19 protein-coding genes are annotated in these 21050 nt (G+C 57.0%); 10 read left to right on the top strand and 9 right to left on the bottom strand.

Going from position 1 to position 21050, the window contains the following annotated elements; genetic code table 11:
• Positions 1–4 precede the first annotated feature (4 nt).
• From ACR0J8_RS08515 to ACR0J8_RS08490, 6 genes are all read left to right on the top strand, one after another.
• Positions 5–1525: a tripartite tricarboxylate transporter permease gene (locus ACR0J8_RS08515; protein WP_480889676.1), complete on the top strand. Its 1521-nt coding sequence runs from the start codon at positions 5–7 to the stop codon at positions 1523–1525.
• Positions 1526–1530: 5 nt separating this feature from the next.
• On the top strand, positions 1531–3015 hold the full coding sequence (locus tag ACR0J8_RS08510; protein WP_480523392.1) for an aldehyde dehydrogenase: 1485 nt from the start codon (positions 1531–1533) through the stop codon (positions 3013–3015).
• Between the two features lies 1 nt (position 3016).
• Positions 3017–4309, top strand: a complete 1293-nt coding sequence (locus ACR0J8_RS08505; RefSeq protein ID WP_480523390.1) for an aspartate aminotransferase family protein — start codon at positions 3017–3019, stop codon at positions 4307–4309.
• Complete coding sequence (locus ACR0J8_RS08500) at positions 4306–5238, top strand: phosphotransferase enzyme family protein (RefSeq protein WP_480523388.1); 933 nt, start codon at positions 4306–4308, stop codon at positions 5236–5238. Before ACR0J8_RS08505 ends, ACR0J8_RS08500 begins: the two co-directional genes overlap by 4 nt.
• A gap of 280 nt (positions 5239–5518) precedes the next feature.
• On the top strand, positions 5519–6412 hold the full coding sequence (locus tag ACR0J8_RS08495; RefSeq protein ID WP_480523386.1) for a tryptophan 2,3-dioxygenase: 894 nt from the start codon (positions 5519–5521) through the stop codon (positions 6410–6412).
• Positions 6409–7245, top strand: coding sequence for an alpha/beta hydrolase (locus tag ACR0J8_RS08490; protein ID WP_480523384.1), 837 nt, complete (start codon positions 6409–6411; stop codon positions 7243–7245). Before ACR0J8_RS08495 ends, ACR0J8_RS08490 begins: the two co-directional genes overlap by 4 nt.
• Here ACR0J8_RS08490 and ACR0J8_RS08485 read toward each other — a convergent pair.
• From ACR0J8_RS08485 to ACR0J8_RS08470, 4 genes are all read right to left on the bottom strand, one after another.
• Positions 7159–7566 carry a hypothetical protein gene (locus ACR0J8_RS08485; RefSeq protein WP_480889671.1) on the bottom strand — a complete coding sequence of 136 codons (408 nt, stop codon included), beginning with the start codon at positions 7564–7566 and terminating at the stop codon, positions 7159–7161. The genes ACR0J8_RS08490 and ACR0J8_RS08485 overlap by 87 nt on opposite strands.
• Before the next feature lie 330 nt (positions 7567–7896).
• Entirely contained in the window at positions 7897–9579 is a 1683-nt protein-coding gene (gene dld / locus ACR0J8_RS08480; RefSeq protein WP_480523380.1) for a D-lactate dehydrogenase, read from the bottom strand.
• 10 nt (positions 9580–9589) lie between these two features.
• Entirely contained in the window at positions 9590–11656 is a 2067-nt protein-coding gene (locus tag ACR0J8_RS08475) for a TRAP transporter large permease subunit (protein WP_480523378.1), read from the bottom strand.
• 124 nt (positions 11657–11780) lie between these two features.
• The gene (locus ACR0J8_RS08470; protein WP_170611325.1) at positions 11781–12833 is read right to left on the bottom strand and encodes a TRAP transporter substrate-binding protein; all 1053 of its coding nucleotides are present in this window, start codon (positions 12831–12833) and stop codon (positions 11781–11783) included.
• Positions 12834–13161: 328 nt separating this feature from the next.
• Between ACR0J8_RS08470 and ACR0J8_RS08465 the strand changes: the two genes are divergently transcribed.
• The 4 genes from ACR0J8_RS08465 (at position 13162) to ACR0J8_RS08450 (ending at position 16098) form a co-directional block, all read left to right on the top strand.
• Entirely contained in the window at positions 13162–13935 is a 774-nt protein-coding gene (locus tag ACR0J8_RS08465; RefSeq protein WP_480523376.1) for a FadR/GntR family transcriptional regulator, read from the top strand.
• A gap of 21 nt (positions 13936–13956) precedes the next feature.
• A complete protein-coding gene (locus tag ACR0J8_RS08460; protein ID WP_480889666.1) occupies positions 13957–14616 on the top strand; it encodes a class II aldolase/adducin family protein in 660 nt (219 codons plus the stop codon).
• Entirely contained in the window at positions 14613–15239 is a 627-nt protein-coding gene (locus ACR0J8_RS08455; RefSeq protein WP_480523372.1) for a class II aldolase/adducin family protein, read from the top strand. Before ACR0J8_RS08460 ends, ACR0J8_RS08455 begins: the two co-directional genes overlap by 4 nt.
• Before the next feature lie 178 nt (positions 15240–15417).
• Positions 15418–16098 carry a GntR family transcriptional regulator gene (locus tag ACR0J8_RS08450; protein WP_480523370.1) on the top strand — a complete coding sequence of 227 codons (681 nt, stop codon included), beginning with the start codon at positions 15418–15420 and terminating at the stop codon, positions 16096–16098.
• A 4-nt stretch (positions 16099–16102) separates the two neighbouring features.
• On the opposite strand, the gene ACR0J8_RS08445 is transcribed toward ACR0J8_RS08450, so the two are convergent.
• The 5 genes from ACR0J8_RS08445 to ACR0J8_RS08425 are packed head-to-tail and all read right to left on the bottom strand — an operon-like array spanning position 16103 to position 21041.
• Positions 16103–17059 carry a dipeptide ABC transporter ATP-binding protein gene (locus ACR0J8_RS08445; RefSeq protein ID WP_480523369.1) on the bottom strand — a complete coding sequence of 319 codons (957 nt, stop codon included), beginning with the start codon at positions 17057–17059 and terminating at the stop codon, positions 16103–16105.
• Complete coding sequence (locus tag ACR0J8_RS08440) at positions 17056–18033, bottom strand: ABC transporter ATP-binding protein (RefSeq protein ID WP_480523367.1); 978 nt, start codon at positions 18031–18033, stop codon at positions 17056–17058. The genes ACR0J8_RS08445 and ACR0J8_RS08440 overlap by 4 nt, the downstream gene beginning before the upstream one ends.
• Positions 18034–18037: 4 nt before the next feature.
• Positions 18038–18940 (bottom strand): ABC transporter permease subunit, encoded by a 903-nt coding sequence (locus tag ACR0J8_RS08435; RefSeq protein WP_480523365.1) that lies wholly within the window; start codon positions 18938–18940, stop codon positions 18038–18040.
• Complete coding sequence (locus tag ACR0J8_RS08430) at positions 18940–19947, bottom strand: ABC transporter permease subunit (protein WP_480523363.1); 1008 nt, start codon at positions 19945–19947, stop codon at positions 18940–18942. Before ACR0J8_RS08430 ends, ACR0J8_RS08435 begins: the two co-directional genes overlap by 1 nt.
• Positions 19947–21041, bottom strand: a complete 1095-nt coding sequence (locus ACR0J8_RS08425; protein ID WP_480523362.1) for a M24 family metallopeptidase — start codon at positions 21039–21041, stop codon at positions 19947–19949. Before ACR0J8_RS08425 ends, ACR0J8_RS08430 begins: the two co-directional genes overlap by 1 nt.
• Positions 21042–21050: the final 9 nt, after the last annotated feature.

The following is a 21050-nucleotide window of genomic DNA, read 5'->3' as shown; positions in this document are numbered from 1 at the left end:
CGCTATGGACAATCTGATTTCCGGCTTTGCAATTCTGGCCCAATGGCAGGTTTTGATCGCACTGCTCATCGGGTCTGTTGGCGGAGTCATCATCGGCGCACTGCCCGGCGTCGGGGCGGCTGTCGCCATCGCCATTCTGCTGCCTGCTACGTTCGCCTTCGAGCCTATTGTTGGTCTGACCCTGCTGCTGGGTATCTACGGCTCATCGATGTACGGCGGCGCAATCCCTGCAATTCTGATCAACACGCCGGGCACGGCAGTGAATGCGCTGACAACCTATGACGGTTATCCAATGACAAAGCGGGGCGAGGGCCATCGCGCGCTGTCGCTGGCTTATTCCGCGTCGTTCTTTGGCGGCATCTTCTCGATCCTCTGCCTGATCATCCTGTCCCCGGTTCTGGCATGGGTCGCCCCGCATTTCGGCAGCCGCGAGATCTTTCTGGCCGCGTTTCTGGGCATCCTTCTGGTGATCCTGGCCCATCGTGGCCAGACATTTTCGGCGGCAATGCTGGCCTTCTTCGGCATCTTCCTGAACACGGTCGGGCTGGAGCCCGTCAAATACACAAAGCGTTTTACGTTTGACCAAAGCTGGTTGTCTTCGGGGATCGACCTTATTGTCGTTGTGCTGGGTTTGTTTGCCATCAGCCAGGCGCTATTGCTTCTGGTCGACAAGGAACACGCGCCCGGTGAGGCGCACGTTCGAGGCAACATCTTCGCCGGCCTCAAAGAACTGTTGGGCATCAAGCGCATCGCGACGGTGTCGTCTTCGTTAGGTGTCCTGATGGGCATGATTCCCGGAACAGGCGAATTCACTTCGCAATTCCTGTCCTACACCTATGCGCAGAAAAGCTCGAAGACTCCGGAAGCTTTCGGCAATGGCTCTCCCGAAGGTCTGGTTGCCTCTGAGGCTGCTAACAATGCGGTCCCAGGTGCCGCAATGATCCCCTTGCTGGCGTTGGGTATCCCGGGTGAGGCGCTGACGGCGATGATGCTGTCGGTCTTTTATGTCCACAACGTGGTCCCCGGGCCGCAACTGTTTGCCGAGCAGATGGATTTTGTTCTGGCTCTGTACATGTCGCTGATCCTGCTGAACGTGATCGTTCTGGTCTTTCTGTTGTTCTCGACAAATCTGCTGCTGAAGATAATTCAGATCCCGACCCGGTTCCTGGGCATCATGATCCTGACTTTGTCTTTTGTCGGGGTGTTCAGTCTGCGCAATTCAGTCACCGACTGCGCCATTGCGGCAGGGTTCGGAGTGTTTGGTCTGATCCTCAAACGTCTGAACCTGCCGATCGTGCCGATCATTCTGGGCATGGTTCTGGGCGGCATCATGGAGGTCAAGCTGCGCAGCGCCATGGCGCGGGTCAAAACGCCGCTCGATTTCATTGACAGGCCAATCGCAGCGATCCTGTTCATCATGATCCTGGGCGTCATTCTGCTGCATATCCGCACGCTGGTGAAGGAACACAAGGAACGGATCAAACCGCAGCCGATTGGCGACGAAGGCTCGACACAGCAAGGATAACCCTCATGGACCAGACCTCGATTGATGCGCTGCGCGCGCAGGAAATCTCCCCTCGTGGTCATTTCATCAATGGTGCCTATCAGGCCGCAGAGAACGGCGCGCAGCACGAAGTGTTGTCGCCCATCGACGGTCAGCCCCTGGCACGCATTGCCGAGGGAACGCTATCGGACGTTGACACGGCGGTGCACGCCGCGCGCCTGGCGTTCGAAGATGGCCGCTGGTCCCGTATGTCGCCTGCCGGCCGCAAGAAAGTGCTGCTGAAGCTGGCCGATCTCATCGAAAGCCACGCACTCGAGATCGCCGTTATGGGCGTGCGGGACAACGGAACCGAGATAAACATGGCCTATAAGGCCGAGGCGCTCTCGGCCACCGGCACCTTTCGCTATTACGCCGAGGCGATAGACAAGGTTTACGGTCAGGTCGCCCCGACCGGACATGACGTGCTGGGACTGATCCATCACGCTCCGGTGGGTGTCGTGTGTGCAATTGTGCCTTGGAACTTTCCGCTGATGATCGGAAGCTGGAAGATCGCACCTGCTCTGGCTGCGGGCAATTCCATTGTTCTGAAACCGGCAGAGAGCGCCTCTCTCAGCCTGCTGAAAATCGCCGAACTTGCGTCTGCGGCAGGCGTTCCGGACGGCGTGTTCAACGTTGTTACGGGGCGCGGATCAGTCGTGGGCGAGGCGCTGGCGCTGTCGATGGACGTGGACATCATGGTGTTCACAGGATCAGGCGCAACAGGCCGCCGTCTGCTGGAATATTCCGCACGGTCGAACTTGAAACGCTGCTATCTGGAACTTGGCGGAAAATCCGCCAACATCGTCTTCAACGATGCCCCCGATCTGGCCGAGGCCGCGAAGGTTTCGGCAGCGGGTATCTTCCGCAACTCGGGACAGGTCTGCGTTGCGGGGTCTCGCCTGCTGGTGCAGGAAGACATCTATGAAGACTTCGTGGCCGAAATCTCGCGCCACGCCGAGAGTTTCCGCGTGGGTGATCCGCTGGATCTGAACAGCCAGATCGGCGCCGTTCACAGCCTGCCCGAGTTGGAAGCCAATCTGGACTTCGTCACCAGGGCCGAAGCTGAAGGTGCCGAACGCCGCACCGGCGGTCACCGTATCCTGACCGAATCCGGCGGCTACTATATGGCGCCGACGGTGATGGCGGGTGTGAAAGAGACCGATAGCCTGTTTCAGAACGAAGTATTCGGCCCGGTTCTTGCGGTGACACCCTTCAAGGACGAGGAAGAAGCGATCCGCCTGGCCAATGCCACTGTATACGGGCTTGCTGGAGGCGTATGGACGTCAAACCTCAGCCGGGCGCACCGCATGGTGGCAGGCGTGCGGGCGGGTGTCGTGCATGTGAACACTTATGGCGGTTCCGATCTGACGGTGCCGCTGGGCGGGATACGTCAATCGGGCAACGGGCACGACAAATCACTGCACGCGCTTGAAAAATATGTGGACTTGAAAACAGCCTGGATAAAGCTCTGAAATGTTGTCTGAACAATCCGCAGAACTGATCGAACGCAGAACCAGGCTGCTGGGTCCCAACGTCTCGACCTTTTATGACGAGCCTGTTCATTTTGTGAAAGGCGAAGGCGTCTGGCTGTGGGACGCCGAAGGGCGCAGATACCTGGACTGCTACAACAACGTTCCACATGTGGGCCACTGCAACCCGCGCGTGGTCGAGGCGATCTGCCGACAGGCAAGTACGCTCAATACACACACGCGATACCTGCATGACGGGATCTTGGATTATGTAGAAAGGCTGACCGGGACAATGGATGTCTCGCTGGACACGGCGATCCTGACCTGCACCGGATCCGAGGCCAATGACATCGCCCTGCGCATGGCCGAGGGCATGACTGGCAGGCGCGGCATCATCGCAACCGATGCGACCTATCACGGCAACACCTCGCTGGTCAGTCAGTTGAGCAAATCGAACATCCCCGCCGTGGGTTTTGGGCTGGGCCAGTATTTCCGCTTTGTCGAAGCGCCCGACAGCTTTCGCAACCCGGACCCGGACGGCACCAGGTTCGCGGATGCGGTGGCCGAACAAATCGCCGAACATAAGAAGTCCGGTCTTGGGTTTGCGGCCCTGATTGTCTGCCCGTATTTCCTGAACGAAGGGTTCCCGGACCATCCCGATGGCTGGCTGAAACCCGCCGCCGATATTGTCCGCAAGGCCGGCGGGCTGCTGATTTGCGACGAGGTGCAATCCGGTTTTGGCCGCACCGGCACCCATATGTGGGCGCATCAGAAAATGGGCGCGGTGCCGGATATCATGACACTTGGCAAGCCGATGGCCAATGGTCACCCGGTGGGTGGTGTCGTCACACGCACCGAAATACTGACCAAATTCCGCAAGGGCTATCGCTATTTCAATACGTTTGGCGGCAACCCGGTCTCGTGCGCAGCGGCCATGGCCGTGCTGGAAGAGATTGAAGACAAGCAATTGCTGGAAAATGCCAGAACGGTCGGGAAACACGCCCGATCGCGCATGAGGGCTTTGGCCCGGAAGTATGATTTCATCGGCGACGTGCGCGGCTCGGGCCTGATCTTCGGAGCGGAGATGGTGCTGGATCGGGACAGCAAGGAACCGGCCAGCGCCTTCACCGACCGGGTGATCAACGAAATGCGGCAGCGTGGGATCATTCATTCCAAGCTGGGGCGTCACAAGAACACTCTGAAAATCCGCCCGCCGATGCCTTTCTCGGTCGAGAATGCCGACTTGCTGTTTGAAACGCTGGATGAAGTTCTGGCCGAAACACCGATTTGCTCATGATAGACGCGGCAGAAAAGGCACTGGCGCTATGGGGGTTTCAAGACGCAGTTTGCACGTTGGCAGCGGCCCGCGAAAACCACGTTTATCAGGTACAGCTGGATGGGCGCAGCTTTGCGCTGCGATTGCATCGTCCCGGCTATCGCACAGATGCCGAACTGTGGTCGGAACTGGAATGGATGGGTGTGTTGGCCGCAGAACATGTCGGGGTACCTGAACCCATTGCCAGCAACCGGGGCAACTTTCTCGAGGTCATTGAGAACATGCAAATCGATGTTCTGACCTGGTTGCCGGGGCGGCCACTGGGGTCCACTACAACCGGGATCGATCACGAAGACCGCATCGGCCTTTTCCATTCCTTGGGCCGGGAAATGGCCCGCCTGCACTCCATCAGCGACGAGTGGGAGCGCCCTGCAGGGTTTTCGCGCTGGTCCTGGGACCGACCGGGATTGGTCGGCCAGGAACCCGTTTGGGGCCGGTTCTGGGAAAACCCGACGCTTGGCGATGACGATCGTGCGCTGTTCACGCGCTTCCGTGAAACGGCAGAGCGGGATTTGAAACGCATTGAATCGGAACTGGACTATGGCCTGATCCATGCGGATCTGGTCCGTGAGAACGTAATGATTGCGAATGATCAGGTCTCATTGATCGATTTTGACGATTCCGGCTTCGGTTTTCGCCTTTTTGACATCGCCACCAGTTTGATCAAAAACCTCGCGGAACCCGATTATGATCGACTGCAGGCTGCGCTTTTGGCCGGATACCGATCACAGCGTCCGATTGACACCAACCATCTTGATCTGTTTCTGGCATTGAGATCGGCAACTTATGTAGGCTGGGTTTCGACCCGGTTGCACGAAGATGGCTCAGAAGATCGGAACAGCCGATTTGTGGAAAACACCAGAAAACTGGCGCGCCGATACCTCAGGTAAAACGGTTGACATGGAGCCTCAGTTTCGAGGTCGTCCACGCTCGCCAGCCGACTCCCAACTTTGAAGTGGCACCGCAAAATTCAGGCCTTACCCACGTTCGGGTTCCTGTTTCATTTAGGCTTCGGATTGGACCGTCCCGTATAGGTCGTAATGACGCGGCTTAATCACGCCATTTAGGCAACGGACCCTGCATGTCGCGGTAGCCTCACAGCCCAAGTCGGCATAGAGAGGTTAAGAATAGAAAACGCATAGCGTTAACGCCGCTTTCAGGAGATCAAAAATGGCGAGTGAGGAAAAGGACCAGCGGCTTTTGAAGCGCGGCATCGAGGACACTCTGGTTACCGATTTCGCAACCAAGCACCGCAGCAGCTATGGAGACTTTTTGGAACTCAAGACCCTGCTGAGCATTCAGAAGACCTTTCAGGACCCTGCGGAACCGGATGAGCTGTTGTTTGTGATCATTCACCAAGTCAGCGAGCTTTGGCTGAAACTGATGCATCACCAACTTGTGGAAGTCCGGCGTTTTCTGCGCCAAGACGCCTTTGGCCCCGCTCTCAAGAACATTGATCGGATCAAGGCAATCCAGCGTCAGCTGATTGCGGCCTGGGAAACGCTGCTGACCATGACCCCGGCAGACTACATGACGTTCCGCGATGCGCTGGGAAGTTCATCGGGTTTCCAGAGTTATGGCTATCGCCAGATCGAGTTCATTCTGGGCAACAAGGACACCTCGACGCTCAAGGTTCATGCACACGACCCCGAGGTAATGGAGGAGTTGACCGCAGCGTTGACCAAGCCGTCTTTGTACGACGAGGTCATCATGATGCTGGCGCGAAAGGGCTTCGATGTTCCGCAGGACCTTGTCGAACGTGATTTTTCCCAACCATATGCGGGTGATCCGCGCATCGTAAACATCTGGGTCGAAGTTTACAGGAACAAAGACAAGTATTGGGACTTGTATGCCCTGGCTGAAAAGCTGATGGATGTGGAAACACTGTTCCAAAGATGGCGCTTTGACCACGCAACAGCCGTTGAGCGGGTCATCGGAATGCAACCGGGAACAGGCGGGTCCAGCGGTGTCGCCTTCCTGAAAAAGGCGCTGGAGCTCAAGTTCTTCCACGACTTGTACGACATGCGTTCCGAGCTTTTCTATGCGGGCGGAGAAAAGAAGTGACCTATCGCGGGTTTTCCCCGGACGAGCTGGAAAGACAATACTCTCCAAGTGTCATGGTTGGCGGAGATATCTCTCATTATCTGGCGGCCTACGCGGATATGAGTGCAGCCGCACGTGTCGAGCTGGAAGTGCTGGAAAACCTGAAATACGGGAACCTCAAGTCCAATATTTTGGATTTCTTTCCCGCAAGCGAAGCCAACGCGCCGCTGCACGTTTTCGTCCACGGCGGGTATTGGCAGGCGCTCAGCCAGCGTGAGTCAGCTTTGGTCGCGAAGCCGCTGGTTCGCGCGGGTCAGGCCTTTGCAACACTGAATTATACACTGGCCCCCAAAGCGCGTCTGGACGAGATGATCACGGAATGCGGCCGGGCGCTGTTGTGGCTTGCAGAAAGGGCCGAGAAACTGGGGTTTGACCCCGGCCGGATCACTTTGTCCGGCCACAGTGCCGGGGCGCATTTGGCAGCAATGGCACTGAACCGCTTTGGCGAAGACCTGAAGCAGGCGGGTTTGATGATCGGAGACCTGGTTCTGATCAGTGGCATTTATGATCTGGAGCCGATCGCGCAGACATCGGTCAACAACCCCCTGCAGTTGACCGACGACGATATCCTCAGCCTCTCACCGATCCATCACCTGCCACCAGCGGATGTTCGCACCCGCGTCACAGTCGCCGAACGTGATACACGCGAATTTATCCGGCAAAGCCGGGATTTTTCTGCGCTACTGCGCAAGGCCGGTCGGGATGTATCATTTGACGTGCAAAAGGGGATGCACCATTTCGATATTATTATGCATCCAAACAGCTTCTTCCCGGCACCCAGAACTCAGGTATAGCAGCAGGATAAAAGCATCTTTAGTCTCATAGACACCCACTGCCGGGACCCGTGAATTGCGTGGCAGCCCTTCGGGCATGTCCTCGCCAAACATCCGTTCCAGCACGTTTTCGTAGCGGTTTTCCAACAATATGACGGTGCCGAAAGGCGAAGCAATACGTTGTGACACGGTTGACTCTCCCGGCGTTGGTTTGGTTGGCGAGATGGGAATACGCACGTCTTTGCGGCCTTCCAGCTCGTCGGTTGGATAGTCTTCTTTCAGCCGCTTTGTCAGCGACATGGTCATCAGGACCAGTACCACCATCAGTGGCAGCGAAAGCATCTGTGCACGTGCTGCACCGCCCCGAAATTGACAAGCGTAAGATCATATTGTGCGTCCGACAGATCGGGTCTCAGTCCGAGGACAGCCACCGCGACCAGTAGGATTGAACTCAAGAACAATTTTCGTGCCTTGTGAACCGGCAATTCACGTCAGTTCCTCCGGCGGATCAAAGACCACATTGGGACCTAAGCCTGACTGAAAACCGAAACCTAAGATTGAAGTCGAGTTGTCCAGAAACGCTCAGGGTCTGGATTGACAGGCGTTACAGCACATAAAGGCTGATACCCGAAACATTTAAGGGCATCTGTGTGCAGAACATTGGAAACTGGATCAGGAATAATGCTTGTTCCTGGACATCCTGCCAATCCCCGGATTCATGCTGTTCGTGGGATCCACAGATTTGTAAAAATCAGCCAGATCGGGTTTGGCGGGGTACAGATGGCCAACATTGTGCTCGGCCGGGTATTCGGCGCCGCGGCGGTCGAGGATCTTAAGCATCTCGGCTTTGATCGCCTTGGGATCAGCACCTTTCTTCACAATATAGTCCTGGTGCAGAACGTGGCACATGAAGTGACCATAATACAGCTTGCCCACAAGTTGCTTTGCCAGTTCCGGCGGCAACTTCTCGAACCAGTCGGTGTCATTGCGGCGTAACGCTATGTCGAGCGCAATGATGTCTTCAACTTCATGCGCATGTACCTTCATGTAACGAACGGCGGCGCCAGCCGCTGCAAAACGGTGCAAACCCGCGATTTTCGCTTCACGCGGATCACACTCGAAGTAGTCCAGCTTTTTCTTGCCCGCCATATCGCTGAGCAAGGCACGGGCCTCGTCGATACCGCCGTCGCGCATTTTCAGGATCAAGTGGTGCGGGTATCGCTTGCGAAACCCGCGCATCCGCTGCGGAAGGATATCAGGCCAAAACCGCATCGCAAACTGCATGACTCGGTCAGTGAAGTTTGTCAGACCGGGAATATCTTCAAGCCGCGCATCTACCGCGCCCTTGATGGCAAAGAAAGTCGGCAGCCGGTCCGTTCCCAGCTTGTCGATCATTACCATGGTATCCTTGCCGTATCGGTCCGAGATATCGAAAACCTCCTGGTGCATGTATTCAGCGCTGACCGGCAAGGTCTTGAATGTCGACAGGATGCAGCGGCGCAATTCGGTCAGGGCATCGGTGTCCTCAGCGCCAACATAGAACGTGCGCTCATTTTCGTTCTTCGGGTAGGTGTCCAGCCGGACTGCAAAGACAGCCAGTTTCCCGGCGCAACCGGACGCTTCGTAGAGCCGCGATTTATCGGCATTGAAGCGCGCCGGTGTATCCGCGTCGACATTCCTTACGCGCCTGCCATAGTCTGTGTCCGAGGCTTTTCGGTTGTCGGTTTCAGTATCGCCCGGCCCGAAGTCGCCCTGTTGCAAGCGGGTCAGAATTTCTTCGACCGTGTCGCCCAGGTGGATGCCCAGATGATTGACCAACTCCAGCTTTCCATCCTGCGTAATACGCGCATATAGCGACAGTTCAGTATAGGATGGCCCACGTTCGACCAGCGACCCACCCGAGTTGTTGCACACGCCCCCGACAACCGACGCCCCGATACAGGACGAACCGATCACCGAATGTGGCTGCCGCCCGATCGGGTCTAGCAACTTTTCCAGTGCGAAAAGGGTCGAGCCAGGCAAACTGATAACCTGTTTGCCTTCGTTTATCAGATGCAGGCCGTTCATCCGGCGGGTGTTGATCAGCACCACATCGCGATCATAGCACCCCTTTGGTGTGGAGCCTTCGGTCAGTCCGGTGTTGGCCGCCTGCATGATGACGATTTTGTCCGCCTCAACACAGGCCTCAAGCACCTTCCATTGTTCCAGCAACGTGGCGGGCCGCACCACCGCCAGCGCGTCCCCTTCCCCCGATCTGAATCCCCGGCGAAAACGGCGGGTGTTGCGGGCAGTTGTCAGCACATGACGCCGCCCGCAAATGGCCTGAAAGCGCTTGATCAGATCGGTATCGGTCATCCGGAACTCCTCAGTACGCCACCGAAGGCAGCCACGTGGCCAGTTGCGGCCAGAGGAACACGAAGAACAAGCCGGTCAACTGCAGGATCACAAAAGGAACGATGCCTTTGTAAATGTCGGTCAACTTGATTTCAGGCGGGCACACGCCTTTCAGGTAGAACAGTGCAAACCCCACGGGCGGCGTCAGGAACGAGGTTTGCAACGTGACCGCGACAAGGATCACAAACCATACCAGCGCCGGTTCGTCGATGACGCCAAAGCCTTCGATATCCAGACCCAGCCCGTTCACAATGGGGCGCATCAGGGGCAGAACGATCAGGGTGATCTCGATCCAATCCAGAACAAAGCCCAGAAGAAAAACGATGAACAGGATCATGAAGACAGTGCCGTTGGGGCCAAGACCCGTGCCGTGGATCATGTCTTCGATCAGTGCATCGCCACCCAGTTCCCGCAGGACATAGGAAAACACCGTCGCACCCAGGAAGATCGCAAAGATATAAGCGGTGGTGTTGAACGTAGCTTTCAGAACATTGATCAGTTTTGCCAGCGTCAGTTTGCGATATCCCAGCGCCAGCAGGGTCGCGCCCAATGCGCCCACGCCCGAGGCTTCGGTCGGTGTGGTCAGGCCCGCAAAGATTGAACCCAGAACGGCAAGGATCAGGGCAAGGGTCGGCAGTACAGCAATCAGCACATCCTTGACCGCCGCCCAATCGGGACGAGTGGCCCCTTCGGGCACTGGAGCGACTTCGCGTTTGATCAAGGCGATCACAAAGATATAAGTCAAATACAATACTCCGATGATCACCCCGGGGAACACCGCGGCCATGAACAGGTCGCCAACTGACAGGGCCATCTGGTCCGCCATGATCACCAGCATGATCGAGGGCGGGATCAGGATACCCAGCGTGCCTGATGCGCTAACCACACCGGCGGCCAGAGAGGGGCTGTATTTCTGCTCTATCATCGACGGCAGAGACAACACACCCAGCAAAACTACAGAGGCACCGATGATGCCTGTTGAGGCGGCAAGAATGATACCAATCATCGTCACCGTGATCGCCAGCCCGCCGCGCACCGTGCCGAACAGGCGCTGCATCGAAGACATCAGCCGCTCGGCCACGCCGGATTCGTCCAGCATCAGGCCCATGAAAATGAACATCGGCAAGGCCACCAGAACCGCGTTCGACATCGTGGCGTAGACACGGTTTACCACGGCGCCCAGCGTCAGATAATCCAGTCCGGTCAGAGTTTCCTCCAGACCTGTCCAATTCATCATTCCGTTGTCGAACAGATAGGCCAGTCCGCAATACGCGACCCCGACGCCAGCCAGCGTCCATGCCACCGGGAAACCGGTGAACAACAGCGCGATGAAGGTCAGGAACATGGCGATGACCAGCTTTTCCTCGGTCGTCTCAACCAGGAAGGTCAACGCGGTCGCCACGACGGCGAAGCCCAAGAGCGCCCAGATGATCAGGCGCAGGCCCTTGCCCTGACGCTCTTCATCCAAATTCATGAACAGAGCGTGGATGTCGTGGATAAGCCGCGCGCCCGCTGCCAGAGCCAGCAGAATGAAACTGGCCGGGATCACGCCCTTCAAGGCCCAACGCGCAGGCAGACCAGTCGGGCTGTCCGACGACTCGTTTACACGCCAGCTTTCATAGAAATAGTCATAGCCCTGATCGATCATGAGCCAGATGAACGGCACCAGCAGCGTGAAGATCCCGATGATCTCGATAATCCGGCGGGCACGCTGGCTGAGTTGCATGTGCAGCAGGTCCACGCGCACATGGCTGTCCGTGACCAGCGCATAAGAGATGCCGATCATCGTGACCAGACCGTAAAAATGCCACTGGATTTCATCCAGCTTCGGGTAGTTCTGGTTCAGCAGATAGCGCAGGGCTACCTGCGAAACGATGGCGGCAACAAGCAACAGGTTGGCCCACATGACCACGTGACCCACGGTCTTGACCACATCGTCAACGGCGACTGCCAGTTTCTGACGGTCAGGCTCATCGTGTTCAAGAATGTCCTCGTAGATTTCGATCGGGTCGTGACGTGTCCGCTTGGTCTCAGCCATGGTCTCCTCCTAAAGATGCAGGCTTCGGGGCGGGAATACGCCCGTATCAGTTTGGAAATGACGAAGGTCGGGAAAGGTGGGGGCGGCGAAATAAGCCGCCCCCAGGGAGGCGCAAGTGCTCAGGTCACTTGCGAGGGAGGAACGCGTTTTCTTTCCATACGGCATAGCCATCCCGGAATTCGTTCATATCGGTCAGAACCTTGTTGAAGAATTCGTCATTGGCGGCCTGTTCGGCGGCAACCTCTTCCCAGGTGGTGCGGAAGGTGGCCAGCATCTCGTCATTCCACTGTTTGATCTGCACGTCGTTGTTTTCGACGTTGTCGATCAGTGCTGCGTGCTGGATCGCCTCGCCTTCGGCAAAACTGTCCGCCATCGAAGCCTTACATGCGTTTTCGATGATCGCTTTGTGCTGATCGCTTGCCTCGCTCCACACATCCTTGTTGATCATCAGTTCGAACACGGTCGCCTGCTGGTGCCAGCCGGGGAAGTAGTTGTACTTGACCAGTTTGTGGAACCCCAGACGCGCATCGATGGCAGGCATCGAGAATTCAGTCGCGTCAATCGCGCCTTTTTCAAGAGCCGGGAAGATCTCACCACCAGGCAGCAGCGACGTGGCAACGCCCAGCTTCTGCATGACTTCACCGCCCAGGCCGAAGAAGCGCATCTTCAGGCCATTCAGGTCTTCGGGGCTGTTGATTTCATTTGCGAACCAGCCCGAGGTTTCCGGTGCAATGATCGCGCAGGGGATGACATGGACGTTGAATCCGGCCTGATCATACATCTCCTGATACAGGCTCAGCCCGTTGCCATAGTAAAGCCATGCCATGTATTCGCCGGCTTCCGGGCCGAAAGGCACGGCCGAGAACAGCGGAGCGGCGGGGATTTTGCCAGCCCAGTACCCGGCCGTGGTGTAGCCCGAATTGATCTTACCCGAGGATACGGCGTCCAGAATTTCAAACGGCGGAACCAGCTTTCCCGGCTCATAAACTTTCATTTTCAAAGTGCCGCCGGACATCAGGTCCAGTTGCTCGGCCACGCGCGGGATCGGCGAGCCAAGGCCCGGAAGCGCCGTGGAAAACGCAATCGGGGTTTTCAGCAACATCTTGTCAGCGGCCTGAACGGCGGGTGCGGCCAGAAGCGAGGCCGCAACGGCGAGCGAGGTCAGGGTGGTTTTCATGTGTACTCCTCCAAAGTGCAGGTCAGCCATCAGATCTGACCGGTCTCACCGCAGTGGCGGTATATGAGGTAAATATTGTTGACCACTTTATTCAGTCAACAATTTTATTTACCTCTTGACGCCACATTCTTGGTTTTCGAGCTCAGGCGATCATTCGCTTTCGAAAGGTCGAAATTGGCCCAAGATTCTCATTATTCAAATTTTACAGATATATATACTGTTTCCACCCATCCGTATTTTTGGGTATTTTTCCTTGCATTACAGACGTTCAGTGGTAAATTTTAAAGACAACTAGATTTTTGTGATTTCCGGCAAGCGAGGAAAAGAATTGAGCACCAGCGGGCCTTTTGAACCTGTCGGCCACGAATCAATCGCCGACGCGGTGGTCGAACAAATCGAGACGATGATCGTCGATGGCATCCTCAAGGAAGGGCGCAGATTACCATCGGAACGGGATCTTGCAGAAGCGATGGGCGTATCGCGCCCAAAACTGCGTGAAGCGTTGCAAACTCTGGAGCAACAGGGGCTGGTAACTGTCCGTCACGGCGAAGGGACATTTATCGCGCCTCTGACTGGGCGGGCTATGTCGCCCGCACTGCTGTCGCTTTACGCCCGCCATGGCGGCGCATTTTATGACTATCTTGAGTACCGACGCGAACAGGAAGCCTTTGCCAGCCGGCTTGCGGCGCAGCGCGCGACACAATCCGACAAGGAACGCATCTCGGACATTATCGCGGAAATGCAGAAAGCCTGGGAGGAAGATGATACCGACGCCAGCCAGGAAGCTGATTTTCGCCTGCACACCGCCGTGGTCGACGCCAGCCAGAACACGACCCTTATTCATATGATGGCCTCGATCTACGATCTGACGCGCCAGGGCGTATTCTACAATCGAAGGTTCTTGCGCACGATGGACGGGACCGGAGAAGTGCTGTTGCAACAGCACAAGGACATTGCGCAGGCTATTGTGGATGGCGACCCGGACAGGGCCGAGGCCGCCGCGCGAAACCATATGGACTTTGTGGAAACTTCGTTTCGGACAGGGCAGGAACAACAGGCCCGGGAAATCAGGGCCGCGAAGCGCCGTCAGTTTTCCAACTGAGCCTGCCAGTGGAGAGCGGATATGGTTGAATTCGAGCAGCAACGCCAATCAGTAATCAAAACCTGTTTGCGACTAGCCGGTGAAGGGTATCTTGCGGGTACCGGTGGCAATGCCTCCTTGCGTCTGAGTGATGAGCTATTTGCCATCACACCGTCCGCTACGGAATATCCGTCGCTGACACCTGAAGACATCGGGGTGCTGAGGCTGGATACTTTGGAACAAGTGGATGGTACCAAACCGGCCTCCATTGAAAAAGCAATGCACGCGCAATTGCACCATGCATTTCCCGGCCGCCGGGCCTGCATTCACACGCATCAACCGGTGGCAAGTGCCGTTGCACTGCTGCATCAGCGACTTGAGTGGCCAGAAGGCACGGACACGGAACTGAACGGGGATCACGTCGGGCTTGCGGAATATCAGTTCTCTGGCACCAAAAAACTGGTCAACGCTCTGAAACAGGCTTTGCGCCCGAATGTGTTCTGTTACCTACTTGCCAGCCATGGTGTCATCGCTTCGGCCGCATCTCTGGAAAAAGGCGCGGAATTGGTGGCTGCGATCGAATTTGCCGCCGCGCAATACCTTGCTGCCTTGATCCGCAACTCCAATGAATTGCCTGATATGACTCGTCAGTTGGTATCTGAAACGCTGAGCATGGTCCACGAACAAGGGCTCACGTCATGACCAGCAATGAGGGCGTCGAACATCAATTGCAGTTGGCTGCATCTCGGTTGGCGGGCAAAGGCTTGCTGCAATCCGGCGACATGATGTCGATGCGGATGCCTGACGAGAATGCGACGGTCAGCGTACATGCGGACGGCTCGTTCAGTCGTAGCGAAATCGAAGCATCCGGAACCACGCATGCGCGTATCTACGCGGCGCGTCCCGATGTCGGCGCGGTGTTGCAGTTCGATCTTATCTGGACCCGCGCCATGCATGAAATGCGCGCCTCAATGCCCTCAGTTTTCGATGAACAGATGATCCGATTGGGACGCTATGTTCCCTGTCTCGGCATCTCAAGCGACGATGACCTTCTGATCCCTGCCATCGAAGGACAAAACAACGCCTTGGTCTGCAACGATACTACGTTTTGCTTCGGAACAGGCCTGGAAAGGTTGTTGCTGAACGCCGAGTTGCTGGAAAAATGCGCTAAAGCCTTTGTGCTGGCCCGGGCTTCGGGCCAGCCGGTGCACGAAATTCCCATCGCAGAGCAAGACATGGCCGCAGACCGCCTGAAGAACGAAGAAGACGCCGCAGCCGCGCGACACCGTCAAGGGCTCTATTCCATTCTGACCAAAGGCTACTGAACCACCGGCGCCCGCCAGCAAAGGTGAGGGTTTCAACCTTGTTGTTTTTGACCATCTTATCGTCCACCTCCAGTGGCCAACCAGTTGGCGCCGGAACAACGGGCCGCAAAACCTCTTTGAAATTCAGCGCCCGTTTTTGTATTTTGGATACAAAGCCACCCAAGCTCGAGATCACTCAATGCCCAACACGCGCGCAATTTCAAGACAAAGCCTGCCGGATGTCATCACCAACGACTTGCGCGAAAGAATACTGAACGGGGAAATGGCCGAGGGTGAAGCCATCAGGCAGGAAGCGCTGGCGGAAGAATACGACGTATCCCGCATGCCAATTCGCGAAGCACTGAAACGGTTGGATGCCGAAGGGTTGGTGCAGTTGACCAACAACCGGGGCGCATCCGTCACAACGCACTCCCTGTCCGAGATCGGTGAAATCTTCGACCTGCGCGTTTTGATGGAGGTCGATTTGTTCAAGCGCGCAATTCCACATATGACCGACGCTGATTTTTCAAAATGCGAAAAACTGCTGGATGAGATGGAAAAGTCTTATGACGCTTATGATGTCGGGCGGTGGGGCAGACTGAACTATCAATATCATATGGCCCTTTACGCCGCCGCGGGGCGTGGGTTGACGAACGAAATTCTGCAACGGGTCAATCGTCAGTCAGACCGTTATGTCCGGCTGCATCTGAGCGTCATGAAACAGCGCGAGCCCGCCAAAAAGGACCATCAGCAGCTGTTGTCTCTGGCACGCGAAGGTCGTGTAGACGAAGCATGCGATCTGCTGACCAGACACATTCAGCGCACCAAGGATCAACTGTTGGAAATGGTCGTCGCCACTCGTGCAGCCGAAGACCGCTGACAGATCAGGACAACGGATAAAGGCAGGCGACCTGATGGTCGGTACCGCGCAGATCCGGTGGAGCCGCTCGGCACCGGTCAGTTGCCAGCCAGCATCGCTGGGCAAATGCGCAACCTTTTGGAACGTTCATCGGCGATGGCAGTTCCCCCTCCAGCTTGATTCTTTCCTTGCGGGCATCCGGATCGGCCCGGGGTGTCGTGGACAACAGCGCCTTGGAATAGGGATGACGCGGGGCGGCGAACAGTTGCTCTTTGGGGGCTTTTTCCACTGCGCGGCCCAGATACATGACAATCACGTCATCAGCAAAATGCCTGACAACCGAAAGGTCGTGAGAAATGAACAGGTAAGCCAGGTTCAGCCTCTCCTGCAAATCCACCAGAAGGTTCAGGATTTGCGACTGAATGGAAACGTCCAGTGCCGAAACCGGCTCATCCAACACCAGAACCTTGGGGTTCAGCATCAATGCGCGGGCAATGGCGATCCGCTGACGCTGACCACCCGAGAACATGTGAGGATAACGGTCATAGTGCTCTGGTCGCAGGCCAACCATCTCGATCATTTTTCGCGCGCTGGCTTCGCGATCCGCAGCGGACATATCGGGTCGGTTGATGATCAATGGCTCCTGAAGGATCTGACCGATCCTCTGACGCGGGTTCAAGGAGCCGTATGGATCCTGAAACACGATCTGCACCATTTCGCGCATTTGCGCCCATTTCGACGGTGTTATGTCGATTCCATCAATTGTCAGACTTCCCGAAGTCGGCTCTTCGATCATCGTTACCAGCCGGGCCAGAGTTGACTTGCCGCATCCCGATTCGCCGACAACGGCCAGTGTTTTTCCGGGTTTCAGATCAAAATCGACCCCAGACAAGGCTTTGACCGTAGCCGGTCTGGACAGCAGCCCGCCCTTGACGGTGTAGAACCGCGCAAGCGCGGTCGCCTGTACGATAGGTGCAGTCATGCGATTTCTCCGGCTGCAATCTTTTCGACGTGATGGCATCGCGCCTTACCGAAGGCGTCACTATGCGGTGTCGGGGGAGTCTGGACACAGGTTTCGTCGGCGAAACGGCATCGCGGGCCGAACAGGCAACCCTTGGGCCGGTCGAACTGCCCCGGCACCACGCCGGGAATTGTTGGCAGCGTCTTGGACGTCGCCCGTTCAGGCAGAGCGCTCAGCAAAGCCGAAGTGTAGGGGTGGCGCGGCGTGCGGAACAGATCGCCCACCGGCTGTTCTTCGACCTTCTGCCCGGCATATTGAACCTGAACCCGCTCGGCGGTTTCTGCCACCACACCCATGTCGTGGGTGATCAGGACCAGCCCCATGTCCTGCTCGTCCCGCAACCGGACCAGCAGATCGAGGATCTGCGCCTGAATGGTCACGTCCAGCGCCGTGGTCGGCTCATCCGCGATCAGAAGCTTGGGCTTACAGGCGATGGCCATGGCGATCATGACCCGCTGATTCATACCACCGGACATCTGGTGCGGAAACGTGTTCAGACGGCTGGCCGCAGCGGGAATACCCACCTGATCGAACAGTTCGATCGCGCGTTCGTGCCGTTCCTTGCGATTCAGTCCAAGATGGATGCGCAGCGCTTCTTTGATCTGGAAGCCGACCGTGAAACAAGGATTCAGCGATGACATTGGCTCCTGAAAGATCATCGCCATATCCTTGCCGATGATCTTGCGCCGTTCGCGGGCCGAAATACCGACAAGATCGCGTCCTTCAAAGCTCATCTCATCAGCCGTGATTGTCGCTGTCCACGGCAACAGGCCCATCAGAGCCAGCATCGACACCGATTTGCCAGAACCGCTTTCACCCACGATGGCCAGCAACTCGCCCTTGTTGACCGACAGGTCGACACCGTCGACGGCGCGGAACTTGCCCGAGGCGGTAGCGAATTCCACTGTCAGATTGCGGATCTGCAAAAGGCTCATGCGATCAGCTCCGTTTCAGTTTCGGGTCCAACGCGTCGCGCAGCCCATCGCCCATCAGGTTGATGGCAAGTACCGTGATCAGGATGGCCAGACCCGGAAAAGTGACCACCCACCAGGCGCGCAGAATGAATTCGCGCGCTTCGGCAAGCATGGTGCCCCATTCCGGTGTGGGCGGCTGTGCGCCCATGCCCAGAAAGCCAAGAGCGGCCGCATCCAGAATGGCAGTTGAAAACGACAGCGCTGCCTGCACGATGATCGGCGCAAGGCAATTGGGCAGCACCGTGATGAACATCAGCCGCGCTTTACCCGCTCCGGCCACCCGGGCGGAAGTGACATAGTCTTTCTGGCGTTCTGCCAAAACCGAAGCCCGGGTCAGACGCACGTAATGCGGCTGGAACACGATGGCGATGGCGATCATCGCGTTGGTCAGCGAAGGCCCGAGGATTGCAACCAGAACCAGAGCCAACAGCAATGACGGGAAGGCCAGAATGATGTCCATCACCCGCATGATCAGAGTGTCCACCCATTTCGGTGCGAACCCTGACAGCAATCCGATCATCACCCCGCCCGACACTGCGACACAGACCACGACAATCCCCACAAAGAATGAATAACGTGACCCCATGATCAACCGTGACAGCATGTCCCGGCCGAGTGGGTCTGTACCCAACGGGAAAGCCCAGCTACCGCCCTCTTGCCAGGCGGGAGGTTGCAGGATGTGTTCGCGGAATTGTTCGGTCGGGTCATACGGGGCCAACAGGGGCGCGAAGGCTGCACAAAAGACAAAGACGGCAAAGACCCACAAACCGATGACCGCGCCTCGGTTTTCGCTAAAATAATACCAGAACTCACGCAGTGCGCTGGGGCGGCTTTCGGATTTGGGTTGGGTTGCGGAAAGCTCGGCCATCACCGCCTCCGGATCTTGGGGTTGATGACGCCGTAAAGGACATCGACCAGCAGGTTCACCAGCATCACGATCACTGCAATCATCAGCAGACCGCCCTGCACCACCGGATAGTCACGGCGGAAAATGCTGTCGACCATCCACTTGCCGATACCCGGCCAGCTAAAGATCGTCTCGGTCAGGATCGCACCGGCCAACAAGGTGCCGACGGACAGACCGATCACCGTAACCACCGGAATCAATGCGTTGCGCAAGGCATGAAGCCCGTTGATCCGAGCCGGAGACAGACCCTTGGCACGAGCCGTTCGGATATAGTCTTCGCCCAGAACTTCCAGCATCGCCGAACGTGTCTGCCGGGCAATCACCGCAAGGGGGATCGTACCCAGAACAATGGTCGGCAGGATCAGATGTCGCACAGCCGACCCGAACGCCCCCGCCTGCCCAGACAGCAGACTGTCGATCAGCATGAAGCCCGTGACACTTGGGAAGTAGTACAGCAGATCAATCCGCCCCGAGACCGGTGTCCAGCCCAGATTGCCGGAAAAAACGATGATCAGCAGCAGCGCCCACCAGAAGATGGGCATGGAATAACCAACCAGCGCCGAGGACATCAGTGCCCGGTCAAAGAACTTGCCGCGGTTCACTGCCGCGATGACGCCTGCCGGCAGACCAAGAACAACCGCAAATATCATCGCGCAGAGCGACAATTCGAGCGTTGCCGGAAACAGGGCAAAGAACTCATCCCAGACTGGCTTCTTGGTGACAAAGCTTTCGCCCAGATCGCCTTGAAGAACGCCGGTCAGATAGTCCCAGTACTGCTGCAGCACCGGCTTGTCGAAGCCCAGCTTCTCGACCATTTCCTGATAGCGTTCCTCGGTCATGCCGCGTTCACCAGCCATGACAATGATGGGATCGCCCGGAAGAACCCGGATGAACATGAAGGAAATCAGCGTCACACCCAGAAAGGTCGGGATGAACATACCCAGTCGGGTGAGAAAATAGCCAAACATCAGTGACCTATGATTCTGAGATCCTTGGGAAAGCTGGTCAGCGACCGGCAACCATCATCCGTCACCAGTACGTCATCCTCGATGCGCACACCGAAGTTGCCCAGTTCATAAAGGCCGGGCTCATTGGTCCAGACCATGCCAGCACAGATCACCTGATCGTTCCCGCGCATGATATAGGGTGCCTCGTGCACATCACGGCCCAGCCCGTGGCCGGTCTTGGTACGGATACGGTCGGCGAATGGCGATGCCTCAAGCACGCCGGTAACCGCGTCGTCGATGTCATGAGCGGTCACGCCCGGACGGCACACTTCAAATCCCTTCAGATTTGCCCGCAGCACGGTGTCATAAACCGCCCTGCCCTCGTCCGAGACCTCGCCTACAAAAAATGTACGTGTGATATCCGCTGCAAAGCCGTGCTTACGGGCTCCAAAGTCGAAAAGCAGCGCATCTCCTGACTGTATCTTGTAGTCCGCTCGCGCCTTGCCATGCGGACAGGCCGAGTTGTCCCCGGCCGCCACGATTGGGTTGAATGCCAGCGTCTCCGCCCCTTCGGCGAACAATGCCTGTATCAGCGCCTGCTCAACCTGCTTTTCGGTCTGGCCGATGCGCACATTTTCGATGACTTTCTCCAGCGCGCGTTCGGAAACATCGATTGCTGCCTGTAATGCAGCGATATCATCGTCGGTCTTGACGGTCCGTAACCCTGAAATCTGGCGCTCGCCATCCACGATCCTCAGTTTCGGCATCGCGCGGGTCAGCGCTTTGGACACAAACACCCGCATCACCTGGCCTTCTACCGCCACGGACGACACTGGCATGTGTTCAGCCAGCGCCGCAAAAGCACCATCATACCCGGTCTGATCAAACCAGTCGAACACTGCGCCCTCAAATCCAACCAGTTCCCACGAACCAAGTTCAAGATTGGGTACGATGGCCGCCGGTACGCCCTTTGCGGGGATCACAACCAGAAACGGCCGCTCGTGGCTCATGAAGGCCTTGCCCAACGCGCGGGTGAAATTCGGGCCGGGCACCAGCGCCACGGCATCAACTGACATGTCGCGTGCCAATTGGCTGTATTCGGACAAATTCGGCATTTTGGTCAG

This window comes from Ruegeria sp. N11 (assembly GCF_056531525.1).
The sequence above is the reverse complement of the archived record's forward strand: the minus strand, read 5'-3'. Positions and strand labels throughout refer to the sequence as shown.